Here is an 18,870-nt window from a genome sequence, read left to right as displayed (position 1 = left end):
ATAATGAAGAAACTGATCCTCACGCTGATCGCTGCCTTCGGGTTTGTCGCGGGCGCCCAGGCTGCCGAAGGCGGCATCGCCTGGGACAAGGCGCCGGTGGATACGACCAACCAGGCCTCGCTGCAAAACGGCGCCAAGCTGTTCGTCAACTACTGCCTGAGCTGCCACTCCGCGGCGTTCATGCGCTACAACCGCCTGCAGGACATCGGTCTGACCGAGCAGGAAATCAAGGACAACCTGCTGTTCACGACCGACAAGGTCGGCGAAACCATGAAGGCGACGATAGATCCCAAGCAGGCCAAGGACTGGTTTGGCGGCAATCCTCCCGACCTGACGGTGATCGCGCGCTCGCGCGCCGGCGCCGGCGGCTCGGGTGCGGATTACCTCTACACTTTCCTGCGCACGTTCTACAAGGACGAAACCAAGCCCACGGGCTGGAACAACCTGGCTTTCCCCAGCATCGGCATGCCGCACGCGCTGTGGCAGCTGCAGGGCGAGCGCCGTGCGGTGTTCGAGGAGCATGATGTCCACGGCCAGAAAACCCAGGTTTTCAAAGGCTGGGAACAGCTCACTCCAGGGTCAATGACGCCTGTGCAGTACGATCGGGCCGTTGGCGACTTGGTGAATTACCTCCAATGGATGGGTGAGCCTGCACAAAACAGCCGTGTACGCATTGGCGTGGGCGTGCTTATCTTCCTTGGAATTTTCATCCTGATTGCCTGGCGCTTGAACGCTGCATTCTGGAAAGACGTCAAGTAACGGACGATCCACACGCCTGCGGGCACGCTTGCCGCGTGCCCTCAGACGGATCGGTACAGAGTGGGCGCTTCATGCGTCCCACTCTTTTTGATTTTTAGGAGCCTTCACCATGATGGTGCTTTACTCGGGAACAACCTGCCCCTTCTCTCACCGTTGCCGCTTTGTGCTGTTTGAAAAGGGCATGGACTTCGAGATCCGTGATGTGGACCTGTACAGCAAGCCCGAAGACATCAATGTGATGAATCCCTACGGCCAGGTGCCTATCCTGGTCGAGCGCGACCTGATTCTGTACGAATCGAACATCATCAATGAGTACATTGACGAGCGCTTCCCGCATCCCCAACTGATGCCCGGCGACCCGGTGGACCGCGCGCGCGTGCGCCTGTTCCTGCTGAACTTCGAGAAGGAACTGTTCGTTCACGTGAACATCCTCGAAGCCCGCAACGTCAAGGGCAACGAAAAGGCCATCGAAAAGGCGCGCGCGCACATTCGCGATCGCCTGACGCAGCTGGCTCCGGTGTTCCTCAAGAACAAGTACATGCTGGGCGAGAACTTCTCGATGCTCGACGTGGCCATCGCTCCGCTGCTGTGGCGCCTTGACTACTACGGCATCGAACTCAGCAAGAACGCTGCGCCTTTGCTCAAGTACGCCGAGCGCATCTTCTCGCGTCCCGCCTACATCGAAGCGCTCACACCTTCCGAAAAGGTGATGCGCAAGTAAGCGCCTGCCTGCCGCCAGAGACCAGCCATGAATGCATTGGAATCCAGTTCTACCCGGCCTTACATGATCCGCGCACTGCATGAGTGGTGTACGGACAATGGCCTGACGCCTTATCTCGCGGTGCGCGTGGACCACACGGTCCAGGTGCCCCAGGAGTTCGTCAAGGACGGGGAAATCGTGCTCAACACCAGCTACGACGCCACCGGCGGGCTGCAGCTGGGTAACGACTTCATCGCGTTCAAGGCCCGCTTCGGCGGCCAGCCGCGCGATATCTCGGTGCCCGTGGGGCGGGTGATCGCGATCTACGCGCGTGAAACCGGCGAAGGCATGGCCTTTCCGCTGTCGCCGGAAGCCTCGGATCGCAAGGAGCAGGGCAGCACGCCGCCAGCTTTGAGCTCCGTTCCCACCGAGCACAGTGCCGACGCGCCCATCATGCAGCTCGTGCAGGACGACGACGACGCGCCCGTGCCACCGCGCACGCCGCCTTCGGGTCCGCGCCCTGCGCTCAAGCGCGTCAAATAAATACGCGTTTTTGGTTTTTTGCCCATTTTCTATCGGCTAGAATTTGGGCTTCGCCGGTTTAGCTCAGTTGGTAGAGCACCCGCCTTGTAAGCGGTAGGTCGTCAGTTCGATTCCGACAACCGGCACCATCTTTTTGCTGCGTTTTGTTCTGTTCATTTGGTTGAATACGAGACAAAAGCAGTGTGCGACAGTTACTCGCTTCGCACGCATTTTCCCAGACAATTTTCGCCATTGCAGCGACGGCTGCCGTGGCCGCTTGCGTTTGGGCTTCCAGGCCTGCACGATGGAGCAGGCCGTGCTGCAGTTTGTCCGGGGCGCTCGCGTGGGGCGCCTCACCGGGCCAGGCACGGAAATGTCATATTGAAAGTACAAGGCATTCGTTGGTGTGCGGGTCGGCACTTTCCACAATGGGAGTTTTCAACCTTCAGGAAATGCCATGCCCACACTGCGACTTGGAGACAGCGCTCCGGACTTCACGCAAGACTCCAGCGAAGGCCCGATTTCTTTCCATCAATGGGCGGGCGACAAGTGGGTCGTGCTGTTTTCCCACCCGGCCGACTTCACGCCGGTGTGCACCACGGAGCTTGGCAGGACGGCGGCGTTGTCCTCTGAATTCGCCAAGCGGGGAGTGAAGGCGATCGCGGTGAGTGTCGACCCGGTCGACAAGCACCGCGAATGGATCAAGGACATCAACGAGACACAGAACACCAAGGTCGACTTTCCCATCCTGGCCGATGCCGACCGCAAGGTGTCCGAGCTGTATGACCTGATACACCCCAACGCCTCGACCACCGCCACGGTGCGCAGTGTCTTCATCATCGACCCCAGGCATGTGATCCGCACCACGCTGACCTATCCGGCCAGCACCGGGCGCAATTTCGATGAAATCCTGCGCGTGATCGATTCGCTGCAGCTCACCGACAGCCACAAGGTGGCGACGCCCGCGAACTGGAAGGACGGTGACGATGTCGTGATCCTGCCGTCGCTGCAGGACGCGGCGGAAATCGCCCAGCGCTTTCCCAAGGGCTTCAAGGCCGTGCGCCCCTACCTGCGCATCACGCCGCAACCCAACAAGTAAGCGCTGCGACTTCTTTCAACCCATCGATCGATAGGCCCATCATGTCTCTTCGCAATCCTGAGGTGTTCGCGCCGCGCGCGTTGTCGGTGCTGCGCATCGTGTCCGCGTTCCTGCTGATCCAGCATGGCACGGCCAAGCTGTTCGGCTTTCCCCATGTCGCGTACTTCGACAACCTGCAACTCGTCTCCCTGCTCGGTCTGGCCGGCATTCTGGAGCTGGTGGGCGGCGCGCTGCTGCTGATTGGCTGGTTCACGCGGCCCACGGCGTTCGTGCTGTCGGGTCTGGCGGCGTTTGCCTATTTCATCGGCCATGCCACCAAGGGCTTTGTGCTCGCGCCTTCGCTGAACCAGGGCGAGGCGGCCGTGCTGTTCGCGTTTGTGTTCCTCTACATCGCTGCCGCGGGCGCGGGGCCCTGGAGCGTGGATGCGCGCCGGTCCAAGCCCTTGCTCGGCACGCAACTCGCTTGAAAGCTGCTTCAGGTCTGGACCCTGAGGCGGATTTCCGTCACATCCCAGCCCTTGACGCGCAGATGCGCCGCAAACGCGGGCAGCAGCTGGCGCAGCTTGGCCGCGGCCGCATTGCTCTTGACCAGCAGGCACCAGCAGCTGCCTTCGATGGGGCCGGCCTGAACCACCTTGCGCAAGGTGATGGGCATCAACGGCTGAATCGCCTGCAGGCGTGCCGAGGAATCCTGCGTCATCGCCACCAGCTTGGCCAAGGTGGGCGATGACTGGGCGGCCTGCTGCAGGGAAATGGGGTAAGTGCGTCGGGTCATGGCCTGGAAAAAATGGGTGCCGCTGCGCGCCTGGGCGCCGGTTGCAAGAGGAGTGGGTGGCAAAAGCCCTTTGACTCTGGAACGTTTGCGACTGCGCTTTGCGCAGGGATGTGGGCTGCAGGCATGCCCTGTACGAGATCAGGCAGTTAGAATCATTGGATCAGTCTCCGCATTATGGGTTCTTGCTGTAGAAATTCCATGGCGCGGCCCCATCTGAAATACATTCTTCTTAGGGACTCTGGTTTCCTTGAATGCCCTGGTGCAGACAAGGTGAATCTGTTTGCATGGCCACCAACTTCCTCACCAAATTATTCGGCAGCCGCAATGACCGGCTTCTCAAGCAATACCGCAAGACGGTGGCTCGCATCAATGCGATGGAGCCCGAACTTGAAAAGCTCAGCGACGAAGCGTTGCGTGCCAAGACGCAGGAATTCAAGGAGCGGGTGAGTCAAGGCCAAAGCCTGGACGATCTGCTGCCTGAAGCCTTCGCGGTCGTGCGTGAAGGCTCCAAGCGCATCATGAAGATGCGTCACTTCGACGTGCAGCTGCTCGGCGGCATGGCCTTGCACTACGGCAAGGTCGCTGAAATGCGCACCGGTGAAGGCAAGACCCTCACCGCCACGCTGCCGGTCTACCTGAATGCACTGGCCGGCGTCGGCGTGCATGTCGTCACGGTCAATGACTACCTCGCCAATCGCGATGCGCAGTGGATGGCCCGCCTGTACAACTTCCTCGGCCTGTCGGTGGGTATCAACCTGCCCAACATGCCGCGTGAGGAAAAACAGGCGGCCTACCAGTCCGACATAACCTACGGCACGAACAACGAATACGGCTTCGACTACCTGCGCGATAACATGGTCTACGAGTCGGGCGACCGCGTGCAGCGGCAGCTCAACTTCGCCATCGTCGATGAGGTGGACTCGATCCTGATCGACGAAGCGCGCACCCCGCTGATCATCAGCGGCCAGGCCGACGACAACACCGCCATGTACCTGGCGATGAACGCCATCGTGCCGATGCTCACGCGCCAGGTCGGCGAAGCCGATCCGCGCACTGGCGAGGGCGTCACCACGCCCGGCGACTTCACGCTGGACGAAAAGACCCAGCAGGTGTTCCTGACCGAGCAAGGCCATGAAACCGCCGAGCGCGTGCTGTTCAATGCCAACCTGATCGCCGAGGGCGCCTCGCTCTACGATCCGGCCAACATCACGCTGATGCACCACCTGTACGCTTCGCTGCGTGCCAATCACCTGTACCACCGCGACCAGCACTATGTGGTGCAGAACGGTGAGATCGTGATCGTCGATGAATTCACCGGTCGCCTGATGTCCGGCCGCCGCTGGAGCGATGGCCTGCACCAGGCCGTCGAAGCCAAGGAAGGCGTGACCATCCAGGCCGAGAACCAGACCCTGGCCTCGATCACCTTCCAGAACTACTTCCGCCTCTACGGCAAGCTCGGCGGCATGACCGGCACGGCCGATACCGAAGCCTACGAATTCCAGGAAATCTACGGTCTTGAAACCGTGGTCATCCCGCCGAATCGCCAGAGCCGCCGCGAAGATCAGCTCGACCGCGTCTACAAGACCACGGCCGAGAAGTACGAAGCCGCGATCAAGGACATCCGCGAATGCTACGAGCGCGGCCAGCCGGTGCTGGTCGGCACGACCTCGATCGAGAACTCGGAAATCATCGACGAGCTGCTCAACGAAGCCAAGCTGCCGCACCAGGTGCTCAACGCCAAGCAGCATGCGCGTGAGGCCGACATCGTCGCCCAGGCCGGCCGTACCGGCATGATCACCATCGCCACCAACATGGCCGGCCGCGGCACCGACATCGTGCTGGGCGGCAATCTGGAAAAGCTGTTGAGCGTGGTCGAAGCCGATACCTCGCTGGACGAAGCAACGCGTGCGCGCCGCCTCGAAGAAGTGCGTGCCCAGTGGCAGATCGAGCACGAGAAGGTCGCGGCCCTGGGTGGCCTGCGCATCATCGCCACCGAACGCCACGAGTCGCGCCGCATCGACAACCAGCTGCGCGGCCGCTCGGGCCGCCAGGGTGACCCCGGTTCCTCGCGCTTCTACCTGAGCCTGGACGACACGCTGCTGCGCATTTTTGCCGGCGACCGCGTCAAGGCCATCATGGAACGCCTGAAGATGCCCGATGGCGAAGCCATCGAAGCCGGTATCGTCACGCGCTCCATCGAATCCGCGCAGCGCAAGGTCGAAGCGCGCAACTTCGACGTGCGCAAGCAGTTGCTTGAATACGATGACGTCGCCAACGACCAGCGCAAGGTGATCTACCAGCAGCGCAACGAGATCCTCGACGCGATCGATCTGAACGAACTGATCGGCGTGATGCGCGAAGAGACCGTGACCGACATCGTGCGCCAGCATGTGCCTGCCGACTCGATGGAAGAGCAATGGGATCTGCCCGCGCTCGAGAAGCACCTCAACGACGAATGGCGTCTGGAGCTGCCGCTGGTGCAGGAAGCCGGCACGGCCGAGTCCGTCACCGACGAGGAAATTCTCGAAAAGGTGTTGCAGGCCGCCCAGGCGGCGTTCGACGCCAAGCTGGCGCTGATCGGCCACGAGAACTTCACCCAGTTCCAGCGCGCCGTGCTGCTGCAGAGCTTCGACTCCAATTGGCGTGACCACCTGGCCGCGCTCGACTACCTGCGCCAGGGCATCCATTTGCGCGGCTACGCGCAAAAGCAGCCCAAGCAGGAATACAAGCGCGAAGCCTTCGAGCTGTTCCGCCAGCTGATCGACCAGGTCAAGAGCGAAGTCACGCGCGTGCTGATGACCGTGCAGGTGCAGTCCAACGAACAGCTGGACCAGGCGACCGAAGTGCTGGGCCAGCGCGCCGAGCACATCGCCAACGTGACCTACACTTCGCCGACCGAAGACGGCAGCCAGACCACGGTGCGTGCCGACGAGGCCGAAGCCGGCGCGCCGATGGTGCGCGTGGGCCGCAACGATCCCTGCCCTTGCGGCAGTGGCCTGAAGTTCAAGCAATGCCACGGCAAGCTGGCTTGAGTCTGCGCAACCGGCGCTGAAATGGCATGCACGGGCTACGGCCCGTGTTTGCATTGGCGCCGGGCTGGATAATCCTCCGAACTCTTTTTACGAAAGACATTCGCATGCCTGTGAATCTCTCCGCCCCTGTTGCCGCCGAGCTGCTTGCGATCGACGGTGTCCGTATTGGCGTCGCCGAAGCCGGCGTGCGCAAGGCCAACCGCAAGGACCTGACGGTGTTCCTGCTCGATGAAGGCGCGGCCGTGGCCGGCGTGTTCACGCAGAACCGCTTCTGCGCCGCACCGGTGCAGGTCAGCCGTGAACACCTGGCCCAGGGCGGCGCGGTGCGCGCCATGGTGATCAACACCGGCAATGCCAACGCCGGCACGGGCGCCCAGGGCCTGGCCGCCGCGCGCGCCACCAGCGCCGCGCTGGCCGAGTTGCTGGGCGTGGCCGCACACCAGGTGCTGCCGTTCTCCACAGGCGTGATCATGGAGCCGCTGCCCGTCGACCGCATCGTCGCCGGCATGCCCGCCGCGCTGGCCGACGCCCAGCCCGCGCATTGGGCGCGTGCCGCCGAAGGCATCATGACCACCGACACCCTGCCCAAGGCGTTCAGCCGCCAGGTGCAGATCGGTGATGCGACGGTGTCCATCACCGGCATCAGCAAGGGCGCGGGCATGATCCGCCCGAACATGGCGACCATGTTGGGCTTTCTCGCCACCGATGCGAACATCGCGCCCGAGCTGCTGCAGCCGCTGGTGACCGAACTGGCTGAAGCCTCGTTCAACCGCGTGACCATCGACGGCGACACCTCGACCAACGACTCGTTCGTGCTGATTGCCACCAACCGTGCCAAGCACGCGCAGATCACTTCGCTGACCAGCGCCGAAGGCCAGGCCTTGCAGGCCGCGCTGCTCGAAGTTTCGCAAAAGCTGGCCCAGGCCATCGTGCGCGACGGCGAAGGCGCGACCAAGTTCATCACCGTGCGCGTCGAAGGCGGCAAGACCGGCGCCGAATGCCGCCAGGTGGCCTATGCGATCGCGCATTCGCCGCTGGTCAAGACCGCGTTCTTCGCCAGCGACCCCAACCTGGGCCGCATTCTCGCGGCCGTGGGCTATGCGGGCATTGCCGATCTCGACCAGACCGGCATCGACCTGTACCTCGACGAGGTGCATGTGGCTGTCAAGGGTGGCCGCAACCCCGACTACCGCGAGGAAGACGGCCAGCGCGTGATGAAGCAGCAGGAAATCACCGTGCGCGTGCTGCTGGGCCGCGGCGATGCCGTCGATACGGTCTGGACCTGCGACTTCAGCCACGAGTACGTGACCATCAACGCTGACTACAGATCCTAAAGACCCCCTGAGCCGCTTCGCGCTAGGCGCGCCCCGTCTTCCCCCCTCATCCTTCGGTGGGGGGGACGGCAGCATCGCTGCGGGGCGGCCCTTGCTCGCTGCCCCTGGGCTGTGACATGCTTGTGCCGGAAGCTGCGCCATGGATGCGCCATAACGATCGAGACAATTTCATGACCCTGCCCACCGATTCCAACCCCCTTGAGCGCCTGGTGGCGCGTGCCGAGCAGCTGATGCAGCGCATCGAAGCCGTGCTGCCCCAGCCGCTGCAGTCGCCCCAGGACTGGAGCGAGGCCATCGCCTGGCGCTACCGCAAGCGCGCCAATGGCTGCGGGCTGCTCGAGCCGGTGCGGCATATCGGTGCGATGGAGCTGTCCGATCTGCAGAACATCGACGGACAAAAGGAAAAGATCGCGCGCAACACCGAGCAGTTCGTGCAGGGCCGCACGGCCAACAACGTGCTGCTCACGGGCGCGCGCGGCACGGGCAAGTCCTCGCTGATCCGCGCCTGTCTGCACGCCTATGCGGCCCAGGGCCTGCGCCTGATCGAAGTCGACAAGCAGGACCTCACCGACCTGCCCGACATCGTCGACGTGGTCGCCGGCCGGCCCGAGAAGTTCATCATCTATTGCGATGACCTGAGCTTCGAGGAAGGCGAGCCCGGCTACAAGGCGCTCAAGTCGATTCTCGACGGCTCGGTGTCGGCCGCCAGCCCCAACGTGCTGGTCTACGCGACCAGCAACCGCCGCCATCTGCTGCCTGAATACATGACCGACAACCTGTCGGTGCAGCGCGGCGACGACGGCGAAATCCATCCCGGCGAAGTGATCGAAGAGAAGATCTCGCTGTCGGAGCGCTTCGGCCTGTGGGTCAGCTTCTATCCGTTCAGCCAGGACGAGTATCTGCGCGTGGTCGGCCAGTGGCTGTCGGCGCTGGGCGTCGACGCAGCGGCCATCGCCGCGGCGCGCGCCGAAGCCCTGGTCTGGGCGCTGGAGCGCGGTTCGCGCAGCGGCCGCGTGGCGCATCAGTTCGCACGCGACTATGCGGGCCGCGAGCTGCATGCCGCCGCACCCAAAGGCATCGCCGATGTCAACGGCCTGTCCGAGGAATCCGAGCTGTGAACGAAGCCCGCAAGCACACCGAAGTCGCCGTGGGCGTGTTGATACGCGCCGACGATGCGCTGCTGCTGACCTCGCGCCCCGAAGGCAAGCCCTGCGCGGGCTTCTGGGAGTTTCCGGGCGGCAAGCTCGAGACCGGCGAGACGGTGGAGCAGGCGCTGCGCCGCGAGCTGATCGAGGAACTGGGCATCACCATCGGTGCGGCCGAAGTCTGGAAAGTCACGGAGCACGACTACCCGCATGCGCTGGTGCGCCTTCACTGGTGCAAGGTGCGTGAATGGCAGGGCAACTTTGAAATGCGCGAAGGCCAGGAGATGGCCTGGCAGCAATTGCCGCTCGAAGTGAAGCCCGTGCTGCCCGGCGCGCTGCCGGTGCTCGAATGGCTGGCCCAGGAGCGCGGCCTGGAGTTCGACGCCGAGTACTACACCCGCGACCTGCCGGCGACGGCCTGAGCCTGCAGGCCGTTAATCTTGCTCGCGTGGGTCGCCGTGCGGCGCGCCTTCGGGCGGAATGGGCGAAGGCACGCGAAACTCTTCATTGGCCCAGGCGCCCAGGTCGATCTGGCGGCAGCGTTCGCTGCAGAACGGCCGCCAGCGGTTTTCCTGCGCAAACACGCTGGGGCCGCCGCAAGTGGGGCAGCGCACAATGGGTGCGGCCGGCTTAGGTGCGGCCGGCTTAGGTGCGGCCGGCTGGGAAGGGTTCGTCATGGGCGTTTCAGGCACACAGGGTAATTTCGAAATTCGCGTCTTCGGGGCAGGGCTGCAGCTTGCCGTTGGCATCGGCGCGCATCAGCCGCACCGACACCAGCAGGCGGTTGCCGCTGATTTCGGGCACCAGGTCGAGCGCGGGATCTATGCGCAGGCGCAATAGCTGGAACGTGCGTCCCGTGGGCAGGTTCTGCTGGAACTGGCCGTTCTCGGCGGCCACGCGCTGGGGCACGCCGGTGTCGCGCAGCATCTGCATCAGCACGAACAACGCATCGGCCAGCGGCGTCAGCGCCGCGGTCCAGCCTTCGAGCGCGCGCTGGCGCACGCTGCTGTCCTGGTGTTGCCACGCGTGATAGGCGGGCAGGTCGAAACCGCAGGTGCCGCCGGGAATGCTGATGCGGCTGCGAATCGCCATCAGCCAGTCGTTTTCGGTCAGGATCTGGCCGGTCTTGCCATTTTGCGCGTTGAGCGCGGCAAAGCATTCGTCCATGCGGCCGATGATCTGGTCCAGCAGTTCGGTGGCGATCGACGGGTTGCCGCGATAGCTGTCGAGCAGGGCTTTCTGCTTGTCGAGGTCCTTGAGCACATCGGCCTTGAGGTCGACGCGGGCCGCGACGTCCATGATCTCGAAGATCGTGACCAACGCGAAATGGTGGTCGGTCGGATAGGGGCGTGCGATCAGTTCGCCAAGACGGCGAAACAGAGATTCGAGCCGGAGATAAGTTCTCAGGCGTTCATTAAAAGGGTATTCGTAGAGGATCACGCTTGCAGGGCTCCTAGTGCCTGTTCACCTTGTTTTTATCGGCGTAAACAGGACAAAACCGCGCCAACCGAGCGCGTAAAGACGCCCAGGCCGCCCGCCCGGGCCCTGCGGCTTCAGCCAAGCCATGTCCCATCATAGCCCGAACATCGCAGCGATCCGAACCGCATGCGCGCGCAAACGCTCCAGATCCTGCGTGTCATTGTAAATAATCATATCGGCAACGGCTCTGCGCGCCTGGCGCGTGGCCTGCGTCGCGAGTATGCGTTCGATGGCTTCGGGCGCCAGCTGGCTGCGTTCGACCACGCGCCGGATCTGCGTGGCCTCGCTGCAGTCGACCACCAGCACCCGGTCGAGCTGGCGGCTCCAGCGGCCCGATTCCACAAGCAGCGGTATGTCGAGCACGATCAGCGCGGCACCCGTTTGCTCGGCCTGGGCGATGCGCTCGGCCGTCGCCTGGCCCACGAGCGGGTGGACGATGGCTTCGAGGCGCTGGCGCGCCGACGCGTCGGCAAAGGCCAGCGCGCGCATGCGTTCGCGCTGCAGGCCGCCGTCGTCGGCGATCAATTCCTGGCCGAAGGCCGCGGCAATCGGCGCCATCGCCAAACCGCCCGCGGCCGTGACGCCGCGCGCGATCTGATCGGCATCGATATGGACCGCGCCGCGTGCGGCAAGCATGGCCGCAAAAGTGCTCTTGCCGCTGCCTATGCCGCCCGTCACGCCCAGGCGCGGCGTGCGCCAGCGGCTGATCGGCAGGACGGGTGCGTTAACGCGGTTCATCACAGACCCAGCAGCCCCAGAAAGCGCTCGAGCATGCGCTGCGGGCCGAACAGCAGCGCCGCGAAGCCCGCACCCGCGAGGAACGGGCCGAACGGGATATAGCCGCCTTCGCGCAGCTGGCTGCGAAACTTCATGACCAGGCCGATGATGGCGCCTATGACCGACGCCGCAAGAATGATGGGCACCAGCGCCTGCCAGCCAAACCAGGCGCCGAGCGCGGCGAACAGCTTGAAGTCGCCATAGCCCATGCCGTCCTTGCCGGTCGCGAGCTTGAAGCCCCAGAACACCAGCCACAGCGACAGATAGCCCGCGGCCGCGCCCCAGACGGCGTCGGCCAGCGGCACATCCGTCCAGCGCAGCGCCGCGGCGATCAGCCCGGCCCACAGCAGGGGCAGGGTGATGTCGTCGGGCAGCAAGGTGGTGTCCCAGTCGATCAGCGCCAGCGTCAGCAGCGCGGCGCTGAAGCCGCACCAGGCCAGGCCGGTCGGGCTGAGGCCCCATTGGCCCAGGCAGAAAGCGAACAGCGCGGCCGTGCTCAGCTCGACCAGCGGATAGCGCGGGCTGATGCCGGCCTTGCAGCCCGCGCATTTGCCGCGCAGCGCGAGGTAGCTCAATACCGGAACGTTTTCATACCAGCGTATGGCATGGCCGCAATGCGGGCAGCGCGAGCGCGGCGTGCTGAGGCTGATGCGTGCGACCGCCGGCACCGGGTCGGGCGCCAGGCCTGCGGCCAGCGCCTGTTCCTCGGCATGCTGCCGGCATTCGTCGGCCCATTGCTGCTCCATGATCTTGGGCAGGCGGTGGACCACCACATTCAGAAAGCTGCCTATGAGCAGGCCCAGCACGCCGCCCAGCGCGGCGGCTTCCCAACCCATGAACATCAAACCACCTGTCCCAGCTGGAAGATGGGCAGATACATGGCGACCACGATGCCGCCGATGATGACGCCCAGGAACACGATGATGATGGGCTCCATCAGGCTCGACAGGCCCGCAACCATTTCATCGACTTCCTCTTCGTAGAAGTCGGCGGCCTTGCCCAGCATGTGATCGATGGAGCCGGATTCTTCGCCGATCGCGCACATCTGCAGCACCATCGAGGGAAAGACATTGGTCGATGTCATTGCCGAAGTCAGGCTGGTGCCGGTGGACACTTCCTGCTGGATCTTTTCGGTCGCCAGCGCATAGACCGCATTGCCCGAGGCTCCGCCGACGGAGTCGAGGGCTTCGACCAGCGGCACGCCCGCGGCAAACATCGTCGACAGCGTGCGCGTCCAGCGCGCGATGCAGGATTTTTCGACCAGCACGCCAAAGATCGGCAGGCGCAGCATGAGCCTGTCCATCACCATCTGTATGCGCGGGCTGCGCCGCCAGGCCTGCAGGAAGAAGTAGGCGCCGCCGCCGATCAGGCCGAAGATCAGCCACCACCACTGCACGAAGATTTCGCTGATCGCCATGACCAGCAGCGTGGGCGCGGGCAGGTCGGCGCCAAACGAGCTGAATACGTCCTTGAAGGCCGGCACGACGAAAATCATGATCACCGCGATCACGGCGAAAGTCACGATGATCACGGCGCTCGGGTACATCAGCGCGGACTTGATCTTGCTCTTGATGGCCTCGGTCTTTTCCATGTAGACCGCGAGGCGGTCGAGCAGGGTTTCGAGAATACCGGCCGATTCGCCGGCTTCCACCAGGTTGCAGTAGAGGCTGTTGAAGTACAGCGGATGCTTGCGAAATGCCGCGTTCAGCGAGGTGCCCATTTCGACGTCCGTGCGGATGTCGTTGAGCAGCCGGGTCACGCTGGTATTGGTGTTGCCGCGCCCGACGATGTCGAACGACTGCAGCAGCGGCACGCCGGCCTTCATCATGGTGGCCAGCTGGCGCGTGAACAGCGCGATGTCCTTGGGCTTGATCTTCTTGCCCGAGCGCGTGCGCCGCTTCTTGATCTTCGTGGGGAAGATGCCCTGGCGGCGCAGCGTCGCCTGGACCTGGTTTTCGCCGCCCGCGCGCGTTTCGCCGCGCACGATCTTTCCGTGCCGGTCCTTGCCTTCCCATTCGAAGACAAAATCCTGAATGCCTGCAGTCGCCATGCCGTTCCCTCTCGTGTGCTGGGCTGTTTTATTCGTTGGTCACGGCGAGCACTTCTTCAAGCGATGTCAGCCCCTGGCGCGCCTTGTGCAGGCCGGATGCGCGCAATGAGCGCACGCCTTCGAGCTTGGACTGGGCGGCGATTTCAAGGGCACTGCCATCGCGCAGGATGATGCGCTGCATCTCTTCCGTGATGGGCATCACCTGGTAGATGCCGACCCGGCCTTTGTAGCCGTTGTTGCAGGCCTTGCAACCCACGGCCTTGTAGGTGACCCAGCTGCCGTCGATCTCATCGGCGTCATAGCCGGCATCGATCAGCGCTTCGTGCGGAATGTCGGCGGGCTGCTTGCAAAGCGGGCACAGGCGCCGCGCCAGGCGCTGGGCGGTGATCAGGATCACGCTCGACGCAATGTTGAACGGCGCGATGCCCATGTTGCGCATGCGCGTGAGCGTGGTCGGCGCGTCGTTGGTGTGCAGCGTCGACAGCACCAGGTGACCTGTCTGCGCCGCCTTGATCGAAATGTCGGCGGTCTCGAGGTCACGGATTTCACCGACCATGATGATGTCGGGATCCTGGCGCAGAAAGGCCTTGAGCGCGGTGGCGAAGCTCAGGCCGGCTCTTTCGTTGACGTTGACCTGGTTGACGCCCGGCAGGTTGATTTCAGACGGGTCTTCGGCCGTGGCGATGTTGACGCCGGGCTTGTTCAGCAGGTTCAGACAGGTATAGAGCGACACCGTCTTGCCCGAACCCGTGGGGCCGGTGACCAGGATCATGCCGTAGGGGCGGCCGATGGCATGCATCAGCCGTTCGCGCTCCTCGGGCTCGTAACCGAGCGCATCGATGCCCATCTTGGCGCTTTCGGGGTCCAGGATACGGATCACGATCTTCTCGCCGAACAGCGTGGGCAAGGTGCTCACGCGGAAGTCGATGGTCCGGCCGGGCCCGACCTTGAGCTTCATGCGGCCGTCTTGCGGCACGCGTTTCTCGGAGATGTCGAGCCGGGAGATGACCTTGATGCGCGACGCGAGCTTGTCCTTGATGGCGATGGGCGGCGAGGCGATCTCGCGCAGCTCGCCGTCGATGCGAAAGCGCACGCGGTAGTTGTGCTCGTAAGGCTCGAAGTGCAGATCGGACGCGCGCATGTGAAAGGCGTCGAGCAGCATCTTGTGCAGGAACTTGACGATGGGCGCGTCTTCGACGTCGGAGGCCGCGGCATTGGCGGCTTCGCTGGCCTCTTCGGTCTCTTCCGCCTTGATGTCGTCGAAATTGAACTCGCCGGTGGCGGTGTAGGTCTGCAGCGATTCGTTCGCCGTCTTGTGCGTCGCTTCGCACAGCTGGACCAGCTTGTCGTACTCGGCAATGATCCAGTCGATCCCCATTTGGGATGTGAACTTGATGCGTTCGGCGGCTTCCTGGTCCGTGGGGTCGGCCGCGGCGATTGTCAGGCGGTTGTTGCGCTTGCTCAGCACCACCACGCGGTAGGTCAGGCACAGCTTGGCCGGCAGCAGGCCCTGGGGCAGCGTGGCGGGGTCGACGGCGTCGAGATCGAGCAGTGGGGCACCGAAGACCGTCGACAGGGTGTGGGCCAGCGCCGACGAGGTTACGGTGCCTGAGCCTATGAGTTCGGCAATGAAGCTGGTGCGCGCAGTCTGGGATTTCTTGTGCAGCTCTTCGGCGATCTCGGCCGAGATGGTGCCCGCGGAAATGAGCGCGCGACCCAATCCGGGCAGCGCCTTGCTGGATGAGGACGAAGTGACGGAGTCAGCAGCAGGCATGAAGCAGGCGGTTCGAGGCGAGAGTTAATTCTCCCTATCATCCCTCATTCGCGGCAGGCTGCATAGCCGCGCGGGAAATTTTGCAAGGACTTGTACCAAGGCGCCGAGACCCGGTCTTCACCCTGAATGGTCTTTGCGCCAGCGGCCCATTTGCCGCTGCCGCGGTCGCATCATCTCGCATGGGCCATGGATGCTGGCGATCTTTGCCGCGTTTCGTCCTGGGCAAACAGCGCTGTCACGGCCGCCGTGCCCGCCTGCCGGCCCGCGAGCAGCGCGGTCTCGCCCATGGCCGTGCCCTCCACAGTGACGAAATGCAAGTTGTGCAAGCCAATTGTGGATAACGTATGGCGCAGATAGGGCCGCAGAAAGTCGGGTTGGCGTGCGGATTCGCCCGTGATCAAGCCGCCGCTGGAGATCGCCACGTAGACCGGACGGTCGGGCAGGCTGCCGATCTTTCCCTGCGGCGTGGCGTTGAACGTGACGCGTATGCGCACGATATGGTCCACCCATGCCTTGATCGATGACGGCAGTGTGAAGTTGTGCATCGGTGTGGCGATCACCACCACATCGGCCGCGGCGAGCTGGGCGATCAGGGTGTCGGAGCGGTGCAAGGCGCTGCCGGCGGCGGGCGGATGGGCGGGGTCCTCGCGCGAAGCCAATGCGAGCGCATAGCCGCTGTCGACCGAGGGCAGGTCGCTGGCGTCCACTTCGGTCAGTTCCACAAGGTGAGCGGCCATCAATGCATCGACGATCTCCTGCGACAGGCGCCGGCTTTCGGAGTTCGCGCCGCGCGGGCTGCCGCAGACGCGCAACAGACGCAAGGGCTGGGCGGGTGAGGTGGTGTTCATTGACTTCCTTGGGATGGGTGAAAGAGCGGCGGGGCGGGCTCAGCGGCCGTCCAGCATTTTTTGAAAGCGCAGCGCGCCGGTATAGAGCCCGGCGCGGAAATAGAAGCGCTGGGCGCGTGCATTGGCCAGGCCGGTGTCGAGCACCAGCTGTGCGCAGCCTTCGGCGCGCGCCACGCGTTCCAGCGCACGAAGAAGCCGTGCACCCCACTGACCGCCGCGCAGGGACGCGGCCGTCACCAGGTCGTCCACGTAGAGGAAGCGGCCGTAGATGAGGTTTTCCTGCAGGCGGTAGCCCGCGAGCGCCGCGAGGCTGCCGTCGGCTGCGAATGCGCCTATGAGTTGATAGCCTTCGAGCCGCTGGCGCTGCACGCGCGCGGCGAAGTCGGCTTCGCCCTCCAGGTGCGGGCGCAGCTGCTGCATCAGCGGCGCGGCCAGGCGCAGGTCGCCCGCGGAATCGAGCGGACGCAGCGCGCTGTCCGCCAGGTCCAGAACGCTGGGCTGGGGGCGAGGGTGGTGGGCGCGAGAGGAGTGCATGGGTCGACTCTACAAGTCGCATGCCACAATGCCTTGAGCCAAGACTGTACTTATGGACTAGACCATGACGCCTGCGATTTCTTCGGATGCCTTTGCGCCGCTGGCCGGGGAAAGCAGCACGCCGCTGTACCGCCAGCTATATGACCGGGTGCGCGCATCGATTGCCGCCGGCGACCTCGCGCCCGGAGACCGCGTGCCCTCGGCACGTGCGCTGGCAAAGGAATTGGGCGTGGCGCGCGGCACCATCGAGCTGGCGTACGAGCTGTTGACGTCCGAAGGCTATCTGCTCGCGCGCGGCCAGGCGGGCACGGTCATCCATCCGGCGCTGCCGCCGGCCGAAGCGCCCAGGCCGCAGCCGGCCGCGCCCGCCGAGGCACCCCTTTTTCTGTCCCAGGACACCATCTCGCGGCCCGCGCAGTTGCTGCCGTTCCAGATGGGCGTGCCGGCAATGGATGCGTTTCCGCGCAAGATATGGGCGCGGCTGGGCGCGCGCTACCTGCGCGGCATGCAGGCCGCGGACCTCGACTATCCGCCGCCGCACGGCCTGCCCGCCTTGCGCAGCGCCATTGCCTCCTATCTGCAGGTGGCGCGCGGCATCGACTGCGGCGCCCATCAAGTGTTTGTCACCACCGGCTACCGCGCGAGCCTGCAGTTGGCCGCGCTGGCGGTGATGCAGCCAGGCGACCGCGCCTGGGTCGAAGATCCCGGCTATCCGCCCACGCGCCAGCTGCTGCGCGAGTCGGGCCTGCTGCCGGTACCGGTGCCGGTCGATGCGCAAGGTCTGGTGGTGGAGCGCGGCATTGCGCTCGCGCCCGACGCGCGCGTCGTGACCGTCACGCCCGCGCACCAGAGCCCCTTGTCGATGTCGCTTTCGCTGCCGCGCCGCCATGCGCTGCTCGAATGGGCCGCGGCGCAAGGCGCCTGGGTGGTCGAGGACGATTACGACGGAGAGTACCGGTATGCGAGCCGGCCGCTGCCGGCGCTGGCCAGCCTGGACCGGCATGGCCGCGTGCTGTACGCGGGCACGTTCAGCAAGGTGCTGTTTCCGGGAATCCGGCTGGCCTATCTGGTCGTGCCGCAGGCGCAGGTGGCGGCGTTCGAGCGGGTGGCGCGCATTTTCTTTGCCGCCGCGACGCCGGCCATCACCCAGGCCATCGTTGCCGACTTCATGGCCGAAGGGCATTTCTCGCGCCACATCCAGCGCATGCGCAAGCTCTATGCCGAGCGACGCGCGGCGACCATCGTTGCGCTGGAACGCGGCCTCGAAGGCCGGTTGCGCACCGAGCCCCAGCCCGGCGGAATGCATCTGGTGCTGCGCCTGCCCGGCGAGCGCAGCGACCAGGCGCTGGCCGAGAAGCTGCTGGCCCAGGGCATGGCGGTGCAGCCGATGTCGCGCTGGTGGGCGTCGGAGCGCAGCGATTCGGCCATTTTGCTGAGCTTCACCAACTGCACCACGCCCGCCCAGGCCGAACGCCTGGGGGCACTGATACGGCAGTCGCTCTAGAGCTCAGGACAGGCCGGCCTTGTCGAGGCCGTAGATCTTGTCGGCCGAACCCGGCACGGCGCGGAAGGCGACGCTGAGCCGGTTCCAGCCGTTGATGGCGACGATTAGGAAGGACAGGTCGGCGAGCTCCTCGTCGGACAGCTCGGCGCGCACGATGGCGAAAATCGCATCCGAGACGCCATGCGCGCCCAGCTGGGTCAGGGCCTCGGTCCATTCGAGGATGGCGCGCTCCTTGGCGCTGAACAAGGTCGACTCGCGCCAGACGGTCACATGGTGCAGGCGCAGTTCGCGCTCGCCATGGATCTTCGCTTCCTTGACATGCATGTCGACGCAGAACGCACAGCCGTTGATCTGCGAAGCGCGCAGCGTGACCAGGTGCCCGTACTGCGCGAGAAATGGCTTCTTGTGCAGCAGGTTGTTGAACTCCATGTACTTCTGGGCAGCATCGGGAGAAGACTTGTAGTAGTCGAGGCGTTGGCTCATGGTCCGTTCCAGTCAAAATGAAAAATTGCCGATTTCAGGTGCCGGGATCGGCCGG

The 18,870-nt window shown here is 64.4% G+C and carries 20 protein-coding genes and 1 tRNA gene; 11 read left to right on the top strand and 10 right to left on the bottom strand.

The window, feature by feature from the left end:
• The first annotated feature begins 3 nt into the window (after positions 1–3).
• The 6 genes from KHY18_RS15545 (at position 4) to KHY18_RS15520 (ending at position 3,547) form a co-directional block, all read left to right on the top strand.
• The gene (locus tag KHY18_RS15545; protein WP_213301627.1) at positions 4–759 is read left to right on the top strand and encodes a cytochrome c1; all 756 of its coding nucleotides are present in this window, start codon (positions 4–6) and stop codon (positions 757–759) included.
• A gap of 109 nt (positions 760–868) precedes the next feature.
• Positions 869–1,480, top strand: a complete 612-nt coding sequence (locus KHY18_RS15540; RefSeq protein WP_175505044.1) for a glutathione S-transferase N-terminal domain-containing protein — start codon at positions 869–871, stop codon at positions 1,478–1,480.
• Positions 1,481–1,507: 27 nt separating this feature from the next.
• On the top strand, positions 1,508–2,002 hold the full coding sequence (locus KHY18_RS15535) for a ClpXP protease specificity-enhancing factor (RefSeq protein WP_213301625.1): 495 nt from the start codon (positions 1,508–1,510) through the stop codon (positions 2,000–2,002).
• A gap of 52 nt (positions 2,003–2,054) precedes the next feature.
• Positions 2,055–2,130: transfer RNA gene (locus tag KHY18_RS15530), tRNA-Thr, on the top strand.
• A gap of 308 nt (positions 2,131–2,438) precedes the next feature.
• Positions 2,439–3,080, top strand: coding sequence for a peroxiredoxin (locus KHY18_RS15525; protein ID WP_213301623.1), 642 nt, complete (start codon positions 2,439–2,441; stop codon positions 3,078–3,080).
• 41 nt (positions 3,081–3,121) lie between these two features.
• Entirely contained in the window at positions 3,122–3,547 is a 426-nt protein-coding gene (locus tag KHY18_RS15520; RefSeq protein WP_213301621.1) for a DoxX family protein, read from the top strand.
• An 8-nt stretch (positions 3,548–3,555) separates the two neighbouring features.
• Here KHY18_RS15520 and KHY18_RS15515 read toward each other — a convergent pair whose 3' ends face one another.
• Positions 3,556–3,855: a hypothetical protein gene (locus KHY18_RS15515; protein ID WP_213301619.1), complete on the bottom strand. Its 300-nt coding sequence runs from the start codon at positions 3,853–3,855 to the stop codon at positions 3,556–3,558.
• 284 nt (positions 3,856–4,139) lie between these two features.
• Here KHY18_RS15515 and secA point away from each other — a divergent pair, with 284 nt between their 5' ends.
• The 4 genes from secA (at position 4,140) to KHY18_RS15495 (ending at position 9,788) form a co-directional block, all read left to right on the top strand.
• Entirely contained in the window at positions 4,140–6,887 is a 2,748-nt protein-coding gene (gene secA, locus KHY18_RS15510) for a preprotein translocase subunit SecA (protein ID WP_213301618.1), read from the top strand.
• 104 nt (positions 6,888–6,991) lie between these two features.
• A complete protein-coding gene (argJ, locus tag KHY18_RS15505; protein WP_213301617.1) occupies positions 6,992–8,221 on the top strand; it encodes a bifunctional glutamate N-acetyltransferase/amino-acid acetyltransferase ArgJ in 1,230 nt (409 codons plus the stop codon).
• Positions 8,222–8,391: 170 nt separating this feature from the next.
• Complete coding sequence (locus tag KHY18_RS15500; RefSeq protein ID WP_213301616.1) at positions 8,392–9,339, top strand: ATP-binding protein; 948 nt, start codon at positions 8,392–8,394, stop codon at positions 9,337–9,339.
• Positions 9,336–9,788, top strand: coding sequence for an NUDIX domain-containing protein (locus tag KHY18_RS15495; RefSeq protein WP_213301615.1), 453 nt, complete (start codon positions 9,336–9,338; stop codon positions 9,786–9,788). Before KHY18_RS15500 ends, KHY18_RS15495 begins: the two co-directional genes overlap by 4 nt.
• 12 nt (positions 9,789–9,800) lie before the next feature.
• Here KHY18_RS15495 and KHY18_RS15490 read toward each other — a convergent pair whose 3' ends face one another.
• The 8 genes from KHY18_RS15490 to KHY18_RS15455 form a co-directional block, all read right to left on the bottom strand.
• Positions 9,801–10,043, bottom strand: a complete 243-nt coding sequence (locus KHY18_RS15490; protein ID WP_213301614.1) for a DNA gyrase inhibitor YacG — start codon at positions 10,041–10,043, stop codon at positions 9,801–9,803.
• A 7-nt stretch (positions 10,044–10,050) separates the two neighbouring features.
• Complete coding sequence (gene zapD / locus KHY18_RS15485; protein WP_213301613.1) at positions 10,051–10,806, bottom strand: cell division protein ZapD; 756 nt, start codon at positions 10,804–10,806, stop codon at positions 10,051–10,053.
• A gap of 132 nt (positions 10,807–10,938) precedes the next feature.
• On the bottom strand, positions 10,939–11,583 hold the full coding sequence (coaE, locus tag KHY18_RS15480; RefSeq protein WP_213301610.1) for a dephospho-CoA kinase: 645 nt from the start codon (positions 11,581–11,583) through the stop codon (positions 10,939–10,941).
• Complete coding sequence (locus KHY18_RS15475; RefSeq protein ID WP_502769002.1) at positions 11,583–12,458, bottom strand: prepilin peptidase; 876 nt, start codon at positions 12,456–12,458, stop codon at positions 11,583–11,585. Before KHY18_RS15475 ends, coaE begins: the two co-directional genes overlap by 1 nt.
• A 5-nt stretch (positions 12,459–12,463) precedes the next feature.
• On the bottom strand, positions 12,464–13,672 hold the full coding sequence (locus KHY18_RS15470) for a type II secretion system F family protein (protein ID WP_213301603.1): 1,209 nt from the start codon (positions 13,670–13,672) through the stop codon (positions 12,464–12,466).
• Between the two features lie 28 nt (positions 13,673–13,700).
• Positions 13,701–15,446, bottom strand: a complete 1,746-nt coding sequence (gene pilB / locus KHY18_RS15465; protein WP_213301600.1) for a type IV-A pilus assembly ATPase PilB — start codon at positions 15,444–15,446, stop codon at positions 13,701–13,703.
• Positions 15,447–15,616: 170 nt separating this feature from the next.
• Positions 15,617–16,294: an FMN-dependent NADH-azoreductase gene (locus tag KHY18_RS15460; RefSeq protein WP_249729155.1), complete on the bottom strand. Its 678-nt coding sequence runs from the start codon at positions 16,292–16,294 to the stop codon at positions 15,617–15,619.
• A 39-nt stretch (positions 16,295–16,333) separates the two neighbouring features.
• Positions 16,334–16,828 (bottom strand): GNAT family N-acetyltransferase, encoded by a 495-nt coding sequence (locus KHY18_RS15455; RefSeq protein WP_213301597.1) that lies wholly within the window; start codon positions 16,826–16,828, stop codon positions 16,334–16,336.
• Between the two features lie 64 nt (positions 16,829–16,892).
• On the opposite strand from KHY18_RS15455, the gene pdxR reads away from it, so the two are divergent.
• Positions 16,893–18,332 (top strand): MocR-like pyridoxine biosynthesis transcription factor PdxR, encoded by a 1,440-nt coding sequence (gene pdxR, locus KHY18_RS15450; protein ID WP_213301594.1) that lies wholly within the window; start codon positions 16,893–16,895, stop codon positions 18,330–18,332.
• A 3-nt stretch (positions 18,333–18,335) separates the two neighbouring features.
• On the opposite strand, the gene KHY18_RS15445 is transcribed toward pdxR, so the two are convergent.
• Positions 18,336–18,815: a carboxymuconolactone decarboxylase family protein gene (locus KHY18_RS15445; protein ID WP_213301591.1), complete on the bottom strand. Its 480-nt coding sequence runs from the start codon at positions 18,813–18,815 to the stop codon at positions 18,336–18,338.
• Positions 18,816–18,870: the final 55 nt, after the last annotated feature.

It is taken from the genome of Acidovorax sp. CCYZU-2555, assembly GCF_018413525.1.
GTDB lineage: Bacteria > Pseudomonadota > Gammaproteobacteria > Burkholderiales > Burkholderiaceae_C > Comamonas.
Note: the sequence above shows the minus strand (reverse complement) of the source record. Positions and strands in the feature narration are given on the sequence as shown.

What these genes read in the sequence shown, in the direction of transcription:
- KHY18_RS15500 (WP_213301616.1), top strand. Translation starts at nt 8,392, where the DNA reads ATGACCCTGCCCACCGATTCCAACCCCCTTGAGCGCCTGGTGGCGCGT.
- KHY18_RS15540 (WP_175505044.1), top strand. Translation starts at nt 869, where the DNA reads ATGATGGTGCTTTACTCGGGAACAACCTGCCCCTTCTCTCACCGTTGC.
- pilB (WP_213301600.1), bottom strand. Translation starts at nt 15,446, where the DNA reads ATGCCTGCTGCTGACTCCGTCACTTCGTCCTCATCCAGCAAGGCGCTG.
- KHY18_RS15475 (WP_502769002.1), bottom strand. Translation starts at nt 12,458, where the DNA reads ATGGGTTGGGAAGCCGCCGCGCTGGGCGGCGTGCTGGGCCTGCTCATA.
- KHY18_RS15535 (WP_213301625.1), top strand. Translation starts at nt 1,508, where the DNA reads ATGAATGCATTGGAATCCAGTTCTACCCGGCCTTACATGATCCGCGCA.
- KHY18_RS15445 (WP_213301591.1), bottom strand. Translation starts at nt 18,815, where the DNA reads ATGAGCCAACGCCTCGACTACTACAAGTCTTCTCCCGATGCTGCCCAG.
- argJ (WP_213301617.1), top strand. Translation starts at nt 6,992, where the DNA reads ATGCCTGTGAATCTCTCCGCCCCTGTTGCCGCCGAGCTGCTTGCGATC.
- coaE (WP_213301610.1), bottom strand. Translation starts at nt 11,583, where the DNA reads ATGAACCGCGTTAACGCACCCGTCCTGCCGATCAGCCGCTGGCGCACG.
- KHY18_RS15470 (WP_213301603.1), bottom strand. Translation starts at nt 13,672, where the DNA reads ATGGCGACTGCAGGCATTCAGGATTTTGTCTTCGAATGGGAAGGCAAG.
- pdxR (WP_213301594.1), top strand. Translation starts at nt 16,893, where the DNA reads ATGACGCCTGCGATTTCTTCGGATGCCTTTGCGCCGCTGGCCGGGGAA.
- KHY18_RS15515 (WP_213301619.1), bottom strand. Translation starts at nt 3,855, where the DNA reads ATGACCCGACGCACTTACCCCATTTCCCTGCAGCAGGCCGCCCAGTCA.
- secA (WP_213301618.1), top strand. Translation starts at nt 4,140, where the DNA reads ATGGCCACCAACTTCCTCACCAAATTATTCGGCAGCCGCAATGACCGG.
- KHY18_RS15545 (WP_213301627.1), top strand. Translation starts at nt 4, where the DNA reads ATGAAGAAACTGATCCTCACGCTGATCGCTGCCTTCGGGTTTGTCGCG.
- KHY18_RS15490 (WP_213301614.1), bottom strand. Translation starts at nt 10,043, where the DNA reads ATGACGAACCCTTCCCAGCCGGCCGCACCTAAGCCGGCCGCACCTAAG.
- KHY18_RS15520 (WP_213301621.1), top strand. Translation starts at nt 3,122, where the DNA reads ATGTCTCTTCGCAATCCTGAGGTGTTCGCGCCGCGCGCGTTGTCGGTG.
- KHY18_RS15525 (WP_213301623.1), top strand. Translation starts at nt 2,439, where the DNA reads ATGCCCACACTGCGACTTGGAGACAGCGCTCCGGACTTCACGCAAGAC.
- KHY18_RS15455 (WP_213301597.1), bottom strand. Translation starts at nt 16,828, where the DNA reads ATGCACTCCTCTCGCGCCCACCACCCTCGCCCCCAGCCCAGCGTTCTG.
- KHY18_RS15460 (WP_249729155.1), bottom strand. Translation starts at nt 16,294, where the DNA reads ATGAACACCACCTCACCCGCCCAGCCCTTGCGTCTGTTGCGCGTCTGC.